Source organism: Mesorhizobium sp. M7A.F.Ca.ET.027.03.2.1 (genome assembly GCF_003999175.1).
In the GTDB taxonomy this organism is placed as follows: Bacteria; Pseudomonadota; Alphaproteobacteria; order Rhizobiales; family Rhizobiaceae; genus Mesorhizobium.
Genome location: NZ_RZOM01000056.1, coordinates 1 through 12109 on the forward strand (window position 1 = coordinate 1; position 12109 = coordinate 12109).

The window sequence follows — 12109 nt, forward strand, 5'->3', positions numbered from 1 at the left end:
TACATGCACTGCGCAAAAGCCTTCATGCGCTCGGATTTGTGGAAGCCGGAAACCTGGTACGACCGCGCGACGCTGCCGACGCTCGGCCAGATCATGCGCGATCAGCTGGCGGTTGCCGATTCCGCCGAGGCGACCGATCGCTGGCTCGACGAGGAATACAAGAAGACGATGTGGTAGCTTTCCGGACGCGATTCGCGTCTGGACTGATTCCATACTTTGCTGAACATCCTTGCCATTTCCGGCAGCCTGCGCGCGGCCTCCACAAATTCGGCGCTGATCGCCGCACTGGCGCGCGAAGCGCCGTCCGGCTGCCGCGTCACCGTCCGTGACGGGCTCGGCCGTATACCGATCTTCAATCCCGACGATGAAGGCGAGCGGACACCGCTCGAAGCCTCCAAGCTGATCGATGCCGTCAGCCGAGCCGACGGCCTGATCGTTTCCTGTCCGGAATATGCCCATGGCGTGCCGGGCGGGCTGAAGAACGCGCTCGACTGGCTGGTCTCGCGCGATGCCGCTGTCGCCAAGCCCGCCATGCTGGCACACGCCTCGCCGCGCTCGCTGTTCGCCCGCGCCGCACTGGCCGAGATCATGCGCACCATGTCGTTCGCACTTTGCGACGACGTGCTGGAGATTGCCCTGCTCGGCAAGAAGCCGCCGGAGGTGGAGGCCATCCTGGCCGAGCCGGAAAACCGGCTGGCGATGCGCGATGCGCTAGCCGCGTTCGTGGAGTTTATTCGCTCGCGTTGAGCGGCGGCCACCCCAGACCTTCGAGCTAGCCCTTTCGCAGCGTCTCCACATCAGTCTTCCCAACGTACCAATCGCGCGCGTTGATCTCTTCAAAAACCACCCAGACATCGTCGTTGCTGAGCCCGGTGGCGTCCATGATGGCCGCCGTCACCTTTTTGGCGATGTCCGCCTTCTTGCCCGCCGGATCGGCTGATATCACTTCCTTGACGATGCGGATGTTGACGAATGGCATTTTGTCCTCCCGGGATGTTCGTGCTCGCGACCCGCTTCGATGAAACCGTCGAACGGCCGCCAGTGCTCCAGTCTCAGCCAGTGCTCCAGTCTCAGTATGTCTTGGCGCCGTTGACCATCAGCCGCACCATGTAGAGCGACGTGGTGCCGGCGATATAGAGGCAATTCAGCTTGTTGCCGCCGAACACGCAGTTGGCGGTGACTTCCGGCACCTTGACCTTGCCGATCAGCGTGCCGTCCGGATCGTAGCAATGGATGCCGTCGGCGGCACTCGTCCAGATGCGGCCGTCCTCGTCGAGCCTGAAGCCGTCGAACAGGCCGGCCGTGCAGTCGGCGAAGATTTTCTCGCCCGAAACCTTCTTGCCGCCCTTGCCGACATTGAACACCCGCATATGTGCCGGATTCTGTGCGCCATGCGTGCGGCCGGTATCGACGACATAAAGCTTGCTCTCGTCGAGCGAGAAAGCCAGGCCGTTGGGCCGGACCATGTCGGTGATGACGGCTTCGACCTCGCCGGTGCCGGGATCGACCCGGTAGACATGGCAGGCGCCGATTTCGCTCTCGGCCCTGTCGCCCTCATAATCCGTATCGATGCCGTAGCTCGGATCGGTGAACCAGATCGAGCCGTCGGATTTCACCACCGCGTCGTTGGGCGAATTCAGCCGCTTGCCCTTCCATTTGGACGCGATCGTGGTGACCGAGCCGTCGAACTCGGTGCGGCTGACACGGCGGCCCGAATGCTCGCAGGTGATCAGCCGGCCCTGCCGGTCGACGCTGTTGCCGTTCGAATTGCCGGACGGCTGGCGGAAGACGCTGACATTGCCGTCGGTCTCGTCATAGCGCAGCATGCGGTTGTTGGGGATGTCGGACCAGACGACATAGCGGCCGGCGGCGAACCAGGCCGGCCCCTCCGCCCACTGGCATCCGGTGAACAGCTTCTCGACCTGCGCGTTGCCATTAAACAGGCGCGCGAAGCGCGGATCGAGAATTTCATAATAGTCTGCGGCCGCCATGCTTTTCCTCCCGGCATCAATGACACCCGGATCAAGCCAGCCGGAGGGACAGAAGGCAATGTGGGTACGCACAGTGTCATGCAAAAGATCGGTTGCCGGCTCTGCGCATGACGTTAGCGCCGTATTAACCGGCTATGCGTCCAGCGCAATGGTGCATTGCAACATCTTCTTTTTGCAATGCACCATTACTATGTCATGCTTCGTATCGATCAAGGGAGGAAGAAACCGCCGCCGAAACGCGGCGCCAAAAAAGGAACCTTGCTATGATCCTCGACAGTCTCATGACCCGCGCTCGCAACAGCATTGCCAAGCGCAAGCACTACAACCGCCTTGTCGCCGAAATCGACAGCTTTTCCAGCCGCGATCTGGCCGACATGCGCGCCGACCGCTCGGAAATGCTCTACCAGATCCACAAGCAGATCTACGGCTGATCTCGAGTCCGATAAGACGCACCGCCAAGGTGCGTTGAGATTCAGGTCAGGCCGAGACGAAAACGGTGGTTTCCGAGAACCGGAGCGGAGCGTACTTAAGTACGTGAGCACCGGAAGCGCAGGAAGCCGCCGTTTGCAGGCCGGCATCACCTGAATATCAACGTGCCGCCAGCGCCTTGTCGATCTGTGGCAGCAAGAGATCCCTCGCCGTCTCGGGCGTCAGCGGGCCGACATGCTTGTAGGCGATCTTGCCGTCCTTGCCGATGACGAAGGTCTCCGGCACGCCGTAGACGCCCCAGTCGATCGCCGCGCGGCCCGCTTCGTCGACCCCTATCGCCTGGAACGGATTGCCGAGATCGCCGAGGAACCGGCGTGCATTTTCCGGCCGGTCCTTGTAGTTCAGCGCCGCCATGGTGAAACGCTTATCCTGCGACAGCGCCAGAAGCACCGGGTGCTCTTCGCGGCATGGCGCGCACCACGACGCGAAGACGTTGACCAGTGTGACCTTGCCGGCGAAGGTTTTCGAATCGAGCCCCGGCAGGTTTGACCCCTCCAGCACAGGCAGGCTGGTTTGCGGCGCAGGCAGGCCGATCAGGGCCGATGGCACTTCCGAAGCATCGCGCCCCGACAGCAGCTGCGACAGGAACAGTCCGGCCAGGCCGAGAAAGATCAGCAGCGGCAACAGCACGAACAGGCGACGAGTGGGCGACGTTTCCGTTTCGGTGCTCTTTGCGGCCTTGTCGGAGCGCCGCCGCACGCCGGATGCCTCCAGTTCGGCGAGTTCGCGCTTGCGCGCCCGCTGGTCGAGCAGGATCCAGCCGATCAATCCGGCCAGCACCACGGCCGTAATGCCATAGGCGGCGATCACGTAGAGTGCATGCGCGCTCATGCGACGGGCCTCGCTGAAGTGGGGGCTTCCAAGCCGATCATGTCGCCCAGTCTAGACATGCCTTTCCCTTAGCCTCGCTCCGTCGGCTTCGCAATCGGTCGCCGCGCCGCAGTCATACGCTGCGTCAATCCGTGCCATGACGCAGCGCCAGTGCCGCCGAGACCGGACCCAGCACGCTAAGAAACAAGGTCAGCGCGGCAAGAATGAGGAAGGGCTGCAGAAACGGATCGGGATTGGCGGTCGCCCCATAGCTCGCCGAAACACCGAAGATCAGCACCGGAATGGTCAGCGGCAGCACCAGTACCGAGATCAGCAGCCCGCCACGCGGCAGCGCCACTGCCACCGCAGCACCGGCGGCGCCGATGAACGTGATTGCCGGGGTGCCGACCAGCAGCGTCAGCGCCGTGGCGCCGATGCCGAGCGGCTCCATGTTCATGAACAGCCCGAGCAGGGGCGCGGCGACCACCAGCGGCAGCACGCTGCCCGCCCAATGCGCCAGGCATTTTACCAGCACCGTCAAGGCCAGCATGTGGCGGTCGTTTCCGAGCACCAGGAGATCGAGCGAGCCATCCTCGCGATCGGCCTGGAACAACCGGTCGAGCCCGAGCAGGCAGGACAGCAGCGCGCCGATCCACAGGATGGCCGGTCCGATGCGGGCCAGCAGCTTCAGGTCTGGCCCTACTCCGAACGGGATGGTGGCGATGACGGCGAGGAAGAAGATGACCCCGGTCAGCGCCCCGCCGCCGGCACGGATGTTGAGGCGGATGTCGCGGGCGAAGAGGGCTAGCATGGTATGAGATGCTCGCGCGCCATCATCAACCAGTTCCCCCGATCCTCAACTCCGTCCCCTCGATCCCCAGCGGCAGATGCGTCGCCGCGACAATCATCCCGCCATCCGTGCAATGCTTGGCCATCAACCCCGCAAACCGCGCCTCCGACGCCTTGTCCAGCCCTGCTGTCGGCTCATCCAGCAACCACAATGGCCGGTGGCTGACCAGCAGTTTCGCGATCGCCGCGCGCCGCCTCTGCCCGGTCGATAGATAGCCGAACGGCAGGTGGCCGATGCCGCCGAGCCCGACCGTTTCCAGCGCCTCTTCGACGCCGAGCTGTCCGTCGCCATTGAAGTTGCGCCAGAAGCGCAAATTCTCCGCCACGCTGAGCGCCGGCTTCATTGCGTTCTGGTGGCCAAGGTAGTGACAGGCCGAGGCAACAGACGGAAACGCTTCGTCCCCGTCTTCAATCTTCATGGTACCCTCGATCCTCACGCTGCCTTGCGCCACCGGCAGCAGCCCGGCGATGACTCGCAGCAAGGTCGACTTGCCCGATCCGTTCGGCCCGGTGACGATGAGCGCCTGACCGTCCTCCAAGGCAAAATCGATGCCGGAAAACACCGCCTCACCGCCTCGCTCGCCGCCCAGATTTTCGGCGATCAGCCGCATTCCTCGCCTGCCCTGAAACCATGTGTCGCGGCCGCTGCCGCATCGCACAAATTTGCTTTCCAACTGTCTAGAACTATTCCAGAAAATTCTCTATATGCGGTGCATCCGTGCCAGCGGTCGGCACGGGAACAGAATTAGCGCCGAACCAGCGCACGCGCCGCCTTGAACGGCTCGGGTTGCTTGGGAACGGACAGCGGAAATGGCCGTACCCGCACCTTTGCGCGTGATTGCATGCCATCGGCGTCCGTTCCCTTTCAGGCTGAACAGACAAGGATCGCACGTGTCAAAATCCCTCGACAGTTTCAATTGCCGCCGCACGCTGACCGCAGGCGGCGCGGAGTATGCCTATTTCGACCTCATAGAGGCCGAGAAGAACGGCCTCACCGGCATCTCGCAGCTGCCCTATTCGATGAAGGTGCTGCTGGAAAACCTGCTGCGCAACGAAGACGGCCGCTCCGTCACCAAGGAATCGATCCAGGCGGTGGCCGGCTGGCTGACCGACAAGGGCACCGCCGGCGTCGAGATCGCCTATCGCCCGGCCCGCGTGCTGATGCAGGATTTCACCGGCGTTCCGGCCGTGGTCGACCTTGCCGCGATGCGCGACGCCATGGCCTCGCTCGGCGGCGATCCGCAGAAGATCAACCCGCTGGTGCCGGTCGACCTCGTCATCGACCATTCCGTCATCGTCGACGAATTCGGCACGCCGATGGCCTTCGCCCGCAATGTCGAGCTGGAATATGAGCGCAACGAGGAGCGCTACAAATTCCTGAAATGGGGCCAGCAGGCATTCCGCAACTTCCGCGTCGTGCCGCCCGGCACCGGCATCTGCCATCAGGTCAACCTCGAATATCTCGGCCAGGTGGTGTGGACCAACACCGAGGACGGCGAAACGACAGCCTATCCCGACACCTGCGTCGGCACCGATTCGCACACCACCATGATCAATGGCCTTGGCGTGCTCGGCTGGGGCGTCGGCGGCATCGAGGCCGAGGCGGCCATGCTCGGCCAGCCTGTCTCCATGCTTTTGCCTGAGGTGATCGGCTTCCGCCTCACCGGCAAGCTCAAAGAGGGCGTCACCGCCACCGACCTCGTGCTCACCGTCACCCAGATGCTGCGCAAGAAGGGCGTCGTCGGCAAGTTCGTCGAGTTCTTCGGGCCGGGCCTCTCCAACATGACGCTGGCCGACCGCGCCACCATCGGCAACATGGCGCCCGAATATGGCGCCACCTGCGGCTTCTTCCCCGTCGACTCGGAAACCATCCGCTACCTCACAATGTCCGGCCGCAGCGAGGACCGCATCGCGCTGGTCGAGGCCTATGCCAAAGCTCAAGGAATGTGGCGTGAGACCGGCTCGACCGATCCGGTGTTCACCGATCTGCTCGAGCTGGAACTTGGCTCCGTCGTGCCGTCGATGGCCGGACCCAAGCGGCCCGAGGGCCGCGTCGCCCTTGAAGGCATTCCGGAAGGTTTCGCCAAGGCGATGGAGACCGAATACAAGAAGGCCGCCGAAATCTCCAAGCGCTACGCAGTCGAAGGCACCGACCATGATCTCGGTCACGGCGATGTCGTCATTGCCGCCATCACTTCGTGCACCAACACCTCGAACCCGAGCGTGCTGATCGGCGCCGGCCTCCTGGCCCGCAACGCCAACCGCCTCGGTTTGAAGCAGAAGCCGTGGGTGAAGACCTCGCTGGCGCCGGGCAGCCAGGTGGTCGCCGAGTATCTGGAGAAATCCGGCCTGCAGAAGGAACTCGACCAGATCGGCTTCAACCTGGTCGGCTTCGGCTGCACCACCTGCATCGGCAATTCCGGGCCGCTGCCGGCGCCGATCTCGAAGACCATCAACGACAAGGGCCTGATCGCTGCCGCGGTCTTGTCCGGCAACCGCAACTTCGAAGGCCGCGTCTCGCCCGACGTGCAGGCCAACTATCTGGCGTCGCCGCCGCTGGTCGTCGCGCACGCGCTGGCCGGCACCGTCACAAAGGACCTGACCACCGAGCCGCTAGGCGAGGACAAGAACGGCGAGCCGGTCTACCTCAAGGATATCTGGCCGAGCTCGGCCGAAATCCAGGAGTTCATCGAGAAGAACGTCACCCGCGAGCTGTTCGCCCGCAAATATGCCGACGTCTTCAAGGGCGACGAGTACTGGCAGAACGTCAAGGCGCCGGAAGGCCAGACCTATGCGTGGGACGACAACTCGACCTATGTGCAGAACCCGCCCTATTTCGCCGGCATGACGTCAGGTTTCGGCAAGATCGGCGACATCAAGGGCGCCCGCGTGCTCGGCCTGTTCGGCGACAAGATAACCACCGACCACATTTCGCCGGCCGGATCGATCAAGGCGGCCTCACCGGCCGGCAAATACCTCACCGACCACGGCGTCGGCGTCGCCGACTTCAACCAGTACGGCACGCGGCGCGGCAATCACGAGGTGATGATGCGCGGCACCTTCGCCAACATCCGCATCCGCAACCACATGCTGGGCGAGAACGGTCGCGAGGGCGGCTACACCATCCACTACCCGTCCAAGGAAGAGGAATCGATCTACGACGCGGCGATGGAATACAAAAGGGAAGGCGTGCCGCTGGTTGTCTTCGCCGGCGTCGAATACGGCAACGGCTCGTCGCGCGACTGGGCGGCCAAGGGAACCAATCTCCTTGGTGTCCGCGCGGTCATCGCCCAGTCCTTCGAGCGCATCCATCGCTCGAACCTGGTCGGCATGGGCGTCATTCCCTTCGTCTTCGAGGAAGGCACCTCATGGGCATCGCTCAACCTCAAGGGAGACGAGCTGGTCGAGATCGACGGCTTGAGCACCATCAAACCGCGCCAGACGATGATCGCCAAGGTCACCTATGGCGACGGCACGGTGAAGAACGTGCCGATCATCTGCCGCATCGATACGCTGGATGAGCTCGATTACTTCAAGAACGGCGGCATCCTGCAATACGTGCTGCGCGATCTGGCGGCTTAGTAAGGGAATAGGGCAGTAGGGCAGTAAGGGAGTAGGGAATAGAGCACCCTACTGCCCTACTGCCCTACTGCCCTACTGCCCTACTGCCCTACTGCCCTACTGCCCTACTGCCCTACTGCCCTACTGCCCTACCCGTGGCTTCCCAAACCGCGCCGCTGCCGCCAAAAGCACGCCGAGCATCACGCCGTTGAGGATGTGCCAGAGGAAGTGCGTTCCGAGCGGAAAGCTGCCGCAGATCACCGGGTCGATCATCCGGCAGATGACGGACACGACGAAGATCGCCGATCCCGCCAGATTATACCAGCCGGCGCGATTGCCGCTTACCGTCACCCAGACACCGAAGAAGGCGAGCGCCAGGAACGGCGGCAGATAGCCCGTCGTACCGTTCGACGCCTGGCGCAGCCAGTCCGGCACGGCCAGGGTTATCGCCCCGGCAAGCACATAGAAGGCGATGAAGATGGCAATGGCCTTGCCCCATCGCATGCCGAGGAAGCGTCGTAAATTGAACAGCGTGTAGGCCAGCGTGAAGCCGGCGATCGGCAGCACGTCGGCCCAGACCGTGCCCTTGGTGGCAAAGGTGTGGAAGATCGTCGAACCGATGCCGATCGCCATCACCCACCAGGCCAGCACCTCGGCGAAGGCGCCGGTGCCCAGCCTTCGTACCTCGCGCACGCCCCACAGGCCGGCGGCGATGAAGGCGAGGTTGGTCAGGGCGTTTACCGGTTCGGACCAGAATTCCGGGCCGGTTCGCTCGCAATAGAGGTCGACTGGCGCCAAAAACGTTTGCCACATCGTGATTGCCGCCCGAATCGGTTTCTATCCTGAAGCGCAGATCCTTCCTATTGCGGGGTTGCGGTCGGCTGCAATGGCAAAATTTCACCGCAACGTGACTTCCCGTTGACTTCCGCTTCTGCCACATATTTTAGCAATCAAGATAAAGCCGGCACCACCGGCGGGAATCGGAATGGCCATGGCCTCGCGAAAATCATTGTGGCTGGCAGCTCTTGCGCTGGCCTTCTCGGCGTCTGCCGGCGCCGGGCATGCCGGCGAATCCGATCGCGCCCATGCCGACCGGGTCCAGATCGACAGGCCCCAGATCGACAGGCCATTGGGCGTGGTCGAACTGTTCACCAGCCAGGGCTGCAGTTCCTGCCCGCCGGCCGATACGCTGTTCTCCGAACTTGCCGCCAAGGAAGATATCGTCGCGCTCGCCTATCACGTCGACTATTGGGACTATCTCGGCTGGCAGGATACGCTGGGCCGCAAGGAGAACACCGAGCGGCAATACGACTACATGCGCGCCTTCGGCAGCCGCTCCGTCTATACGCCGCAGGCCGTTATCAATGGCCGTGTCCACGTCAACGGCGCCAGCCGCGGCGAGGTCGATGGCGCGCTCGCCCGCATGGCCAAGAGCGGCGAAGGCATGCGCGTCGCCGTCAAGGTCAGCCGCACCAGCGACCGTGTGACGATCGACGCTGGCGATGCCGGCAACGGCCCCAGCGACGCCCATGTCGTCATCGTCTATTTCGACCCGCCGCAGACGGTCAAGGTCGGCGAGGGCGAGAACACCGGCCGCAAGATGACCTACTGGAACGCCGTCACCGGGATACAGACCGCCGGCATGTGGCATGGCAAGGCACAACGCTACGAACTGCCGATGAGCGAGATTGCCAAAAAGGGCGGCTGCGCCGTGCTGCTGCAGTCGGTCGGCAAGGACGGCATGCCCGGTCCCATTCTCGGCGCCGCGTTCATCCACAAGCCTTAAGGCCTTCTTTCCTTCTCCCCTTGTGGGGCGAGCAGCCGGTTCGTCGAAGGCGAATTCATCGTGCCGGTGGCACGATGAAGGCCGGCGAACGCCGGGACGCTGCGAAGCAGCGCGGACCCGGCAGGGTGGATCGACTAACCACGCCCGGCCCTTCGCAGGCTCAGGGCGTTCGAAGCTCGAAAAGCCAAGCAATTGGCTTTTCGTCCGCGACGCGGACCGCTTCTCACCCCACAAGGGGAGAAGGAAGAACCGCTGCTAGCGTCCCAAGATCGCTCGCAGATGGTCCATGATCATGGCGACGCCCTTCTGCCCAAGCTCGGCCGAAGCATCCTCGGCGCTCGCCGTGTACCAGCTCTTGTTGTTGCCGAAATGAGCGGCATCTACAGCCTCCGGGCATAGCGCCAGCATCAGCGAGGTCTCACCGATGCCGGCATGATCGAACGGGTACTTGCCGTTCATGTCAGCCGACATCAGCGGATGCACCTGCACCCAGTTGAAGAAATTTTCACCCGCGGCGTGCCCGGAATAGTAGTCGGCCATCGCCTGCGAACCCCACCAGCCTTCGCCGCGCTGCTTTTCGAGGAAACGGAAGATCGCCTGGCGGCCGGCGGTCTTGAACGCCAGATCGGTCGGCATGCCGGCGGCAAAGTTCTCGGTCTGGTGGTGGATGATGGCGTGGATATTGCGAAAGCCGATGCGCAGCAGGCTGTAGAACAGCTCCTCGCCGAACGGCGCCAGCGCATTGCCGCCGACCTGCACCGAGCCGCTGCCTTCCGGCGGCGCCACCGCATAGCTCGCAGCACCGTAGTAGAACGGCGGCAGGATGACGACGTCCTTCTCCTTTTCGAACAGCTCCAGCGTCTTGACGACGGCCAGCGTGTCCATGCCGACAGCCATGTGCTCGCCATGGTATTCGAGCACACCGAGCGGCAGAGCGACCGGCCAATTCTCGGCGATCGCCCTGCGGATCTGGTGTGGCAGCATCAGTTCGTAGCGCATGATCTATTCCATGTTGGTGTGGCGGGCGCGCATCGCTTCAGGCGACGCCCCAGTCAATTCCCTGAGCTTCAGCACCATCACCTCGAACAGCAGGAACAGCGCGCCTTCGAACACTGAGCCCATCGGCAGGACCGATGTTTTTTGCGCCCCCTGATCGTTGGCCATGGTCTGCGCGGGAATGAGCAGGGTGAAGTCGGCAAGCCTTGCCGCGCTGCCCTCGGCCTGGGCGGTCAGCAGGAGATTGGTTGCACCTGCTTGGCGCGCGACCTGCATCAAGGTCAGCACGGTCGAGGTCTCCCCTGGCCCGGAACTGACCAGGAAGACATCGCCCTGCCCCAGCGGTGGCGTGTTCATGTCGCCGACCACGGAAACCGGCAGGCCCAAATGGTAGAGCCGCATGGCAAAGCCCTTGACCTGCAAAGCCTCGCGGCCGCAGCCATAGACGACGATCCGTCGCGCGCCGGCCAGCATTTTGCAGGCGGCATCGATCCGGCTTTCGTCGATGCGTGCCAGCACGCCGCCGAGCTCCTCAAGCGCGGTCTCGAACAGGCTTTTGCTCTTGTCGCTCACCGCGATCCTGCCATCAAAAATCACCCCTGGGATTTGCCGCCCTTGCTGCCACGAACAGCTTGATTTCGTTCATGCTAGCAACCGCGAAAATGCGTGTCCAACGCGCAGCTATGCTTTTGCCTGATCACAGGCGTGATAGTGTCATGTCAGACAAATCAAGCGAGGCAAGCAGCAGGATATGAAGACACGGCATTTCGACCGCATCGGCAATGGCGGCATCAGTTTCACCGAGCTCGGCTTCGGCGCGGCGCCGCTCGGCAACCTTTATCGTGCCGTCTCCGACGAGGACGCAAACGCCACGCTGGAGGCCGCCTGGGCGACCGGCTGCCGCTACTACGACACCGCGCCGCTCTATGGGCTCGGCCTGTCGGAAACGCGGCTCAACCCGTTCCTGCGCGGCAAGAAGCGCGACGACTATGTGCTGTCGAGCAAGGTCGGCCGCATCATGCGCGCCTGCCCGCCCGAAGAGCGCACCGGCATCGGCAAGTTCTTCGACACGCCGTCGCGCCGCGAAGTGTACGACTACAGCTATGACGGTGTCATGCGCTCGTTCGAGGCCTCGCTTGAGCGCCTCGGCGTCGACCGGATCGACATCCTCTTCGTGCACGATGTCGACATCTTCACGCATGGCAGCAAGGAAGCCTCCGACCGGCGCATCGAGGAGTTCATGCGCTCGGGCTATTACGGCCTGCTCTCGCTGCGCGACCAGGGCGTGATCAAGGCGTTCGGTGGCGGCATCAATGAGTGGCAGGTCGCACAGACGCTGGCCGAGCGCGGCGACTTCGACCTGTTCCTGCTGGCCGGACGCTATACGCTCCTGGAACAGGAGGCGCTGACGTCCTTCCTGCCGCTCTGCCAGGCACGCGGCATCGGCATCGTTCTCGGCGGACCCTACAACTCCGGCATCCTGGCAACCGGACCGAAGCCCGGCGCCTACTACAACTACTCCGAAGCGCCGAAGGACATACTCCATCGGGTCGCCGGCATCGAAAGCGTCTGCAAGCGTCATGGTGTCAGGCTGATCGAGGCCGCCCTGCAATTCCCGCTGCTGCAC

13 protein-coding genes and 2 pseudogenes are annotated in these 12109 nt (G+C 63.3%); 6 read left to right on the plus strand and 9 right to left on the minus strand.

Going from position 1 to position 12109, the window contains the following annotated elements; translation table 11 throughout:
* Both EN750_RS41610 and EN750_RS04505 read left to right on the plus strand, forming a co-directional pair.
* A pseudogene (locus EN750_RS41610) lies at nt 1–177 on the plus strand (pyridoxamine 5'-phosphate oxidase family protein); the annotation flags it as partial.
* Between the two features lie 39 nt (nt 178–216).
* Entirely contained in the window at nt 217–747 is a 531-nt protein-coding gene (locus EN750_RS04505) for an NADPH-dependent FMN reductase (protein WP_127395739.1), read from the plus strand.
* A gap of 25 nt (nt 748–772) precedes the next feature.
* Here the strand turns inward: EN750_RS04505 and EN750_RS04510 are convergent, their stop codons facing one another.
* On the minus strand, nt 773–979 hold the full coding sequence (locus EN750_RS04510) for a 4-oxalocrotonate tautomerase family protein (RefSeq protein WP_127268187.1): 207 nt from the start codon (nt 977–979) through the stop codon (nt 773–775).
* Nucleotides 980–1070: 91 nt separating this feature from the next.
* On the minus strand, nt 1071–1991 hold the full coding sequence (locus tag EN750_RS04515; protein ID WP_127268186.1) for an SMP-30/gluconolactonase/LRE family protein: 921 nt from the start codon (nt 1989–1991) through the stop codon (nt 1071–1073).
* A gap of 281 nt (nt 1992–2272) precedes the next feature.
* On the opposite strand from EN750_RS04515, the gene EN750_RS04520 reads away from it, so the two are divergent.
* Nucleotides 2273–2422: a hypothetical protein gene (locus EN750_RS04520; RefSeq protein WP_189526052.1), complete on the plus strand. Its 150-nt coding sequence runs from the start codon at nt 2273–2275 to the stop codon at nt 2420–2422.
* Nucleotides 2423–2579: 157 nt separating this feature from the next.
* Here the strand turns inward: EN750_RS04520 and EN750_RS04525 are convergent, their stop codons facing one another.
* The 4 genes and pseudogenes from EN750_RS04525 to ccmA all read right to left on the minus strand — a co-directional run bounded on the left by EN750_RS04525 (nt 2580) and on the right by ccmA (nt 4750).
* Nucleotides 2580–3179, minus strand: coding sequence for a DsbE family thiol:disulfide interchange protein (locus EN750_RS04525; RefSeq protein WP_145967412.1), 600 nt, complete (start codon nt 3177–3179; stop codon nt 2580–2582).
* 12 nt (nt 3180–3191) lie between these two features.
* Nucleotides 3192–3311: pseudogene (gene ccmD / locus EN750_RS41445) on the minus strand (heme exporter protein CcmD); the annotation flags it as partial.
* 124 nt (nt 3312–3435) lie between these two features.
* Nucleotides 3436–4101 carry a heme exporter protein CcmB gene (ccmB, locus tag EN750_RS04530; RefSeq protein ID WP_127395741.1) on the minus strand — a complete coding sequence of 222 codons (666 nt, stop codon included), beginning with the start codon at nt 4099–4101 and terminating at the stop codon, nt 3436–3438.
* A 25-nt stretch (nt 4102–4126) separates the two neighbouring features.
* On the minus strand, nt 4127–4750 hold the full coding sequence (gene ccmA, locus EN750_RS04535) for a heme ABC exporter ATP-binding protein CcmA (RefSeq protein ID WP_127395742.1): 624 nt from the start codon (nt 4748–4750) through the stop codon (nt 4127–4129).
* 280 nt (nt 4751–5030) lie between these two features.
* Here ccmA and acnA point away from each other — a divergent pair, with 280 nt between their 5' ends.
* Nucleotides 5031–7721 carry an aconitate hydratase AcnA gene (acnA, locus tag EN750_RS04540; RefSeq protein ID WP_127273510.1) on the plus strand — a complete coding sequence of 897 codons (2691 nt, stop codon included), beginning with the start codon at nt 5031–5033 and terminating at the stop codon, nt 7719–7721.
* A gap of 120 nt (nt 7722–7841) precedes the next feature.
* On the opposite strand, the gene EN750_RS04545 is transcribed toward acnA, so the two are convergent.
* Nucleotides 7842–8513: a ceramidase domain-containing protein gene (locus tag EN750_RS04545; RefSeq protein WP_127395743.1), complete on the minus strand. Its 672-nt coding sequence runs from the start codon at nt 8511–8513 to the stop codon at nt 7842–7844.
* Nucleotides 8514–8685: 172 nt separating this feature from the next.
* Here EN750_RS04545 and EN750_RS04550 point away from each other — a divergent pair, with 172 nt between their 5' ends.
* Nucleotides 8686–9486 carry a thioredoxin family protein gene (locus EN750_RS04550; protein ID WP_127269003.1) on the plus strand — a complete coding sequence of 267 codons (801 nt, stop codon included), beginning with the start codon at nt 8686–8688 and terminating at the stop codon, nt 9484–9486.
* A 255-nt stretch (nt 9487–9741) separates the two neighbouring features.
* Here EN750_RS04550 and EN750_RS04555 read toward each other — a convergent pair whose 3' ends face one another.
* Nucleotides 9742–10485 (minus strand): creatininase family protein, encoded by a 744-nt coding sequence (locus EN750_RS04555; protein ID WP_127395744.1) that lies wholly within the window; start codon nt 10483–10485, stop codon nt 9742–9744.
* A 3-nt stretch (nt 10486–10488) separates the two neighbouring features.
* Nucleotides 10489–11055, minus strand: coding sequence for an SIS domain-containing protein (locus EN750_RS04560; protein ID WP_127395745.1), 567 nt, complete (start codon nt 11053–11055; stop codon nt 10489–10491).
* A gap of 178 nt (nt 11056–11233) precedes the next feature.
* Here EN750_RS04560 and EN750_RS04565 point away from each other — a divergent pair.
* The coding region (locus EN750_RS04565; protein WP_145967410.1) for an aldo/keto reductase at nt 11234–12109 on the plus strand (876 nt) is incomplete at its 3' end.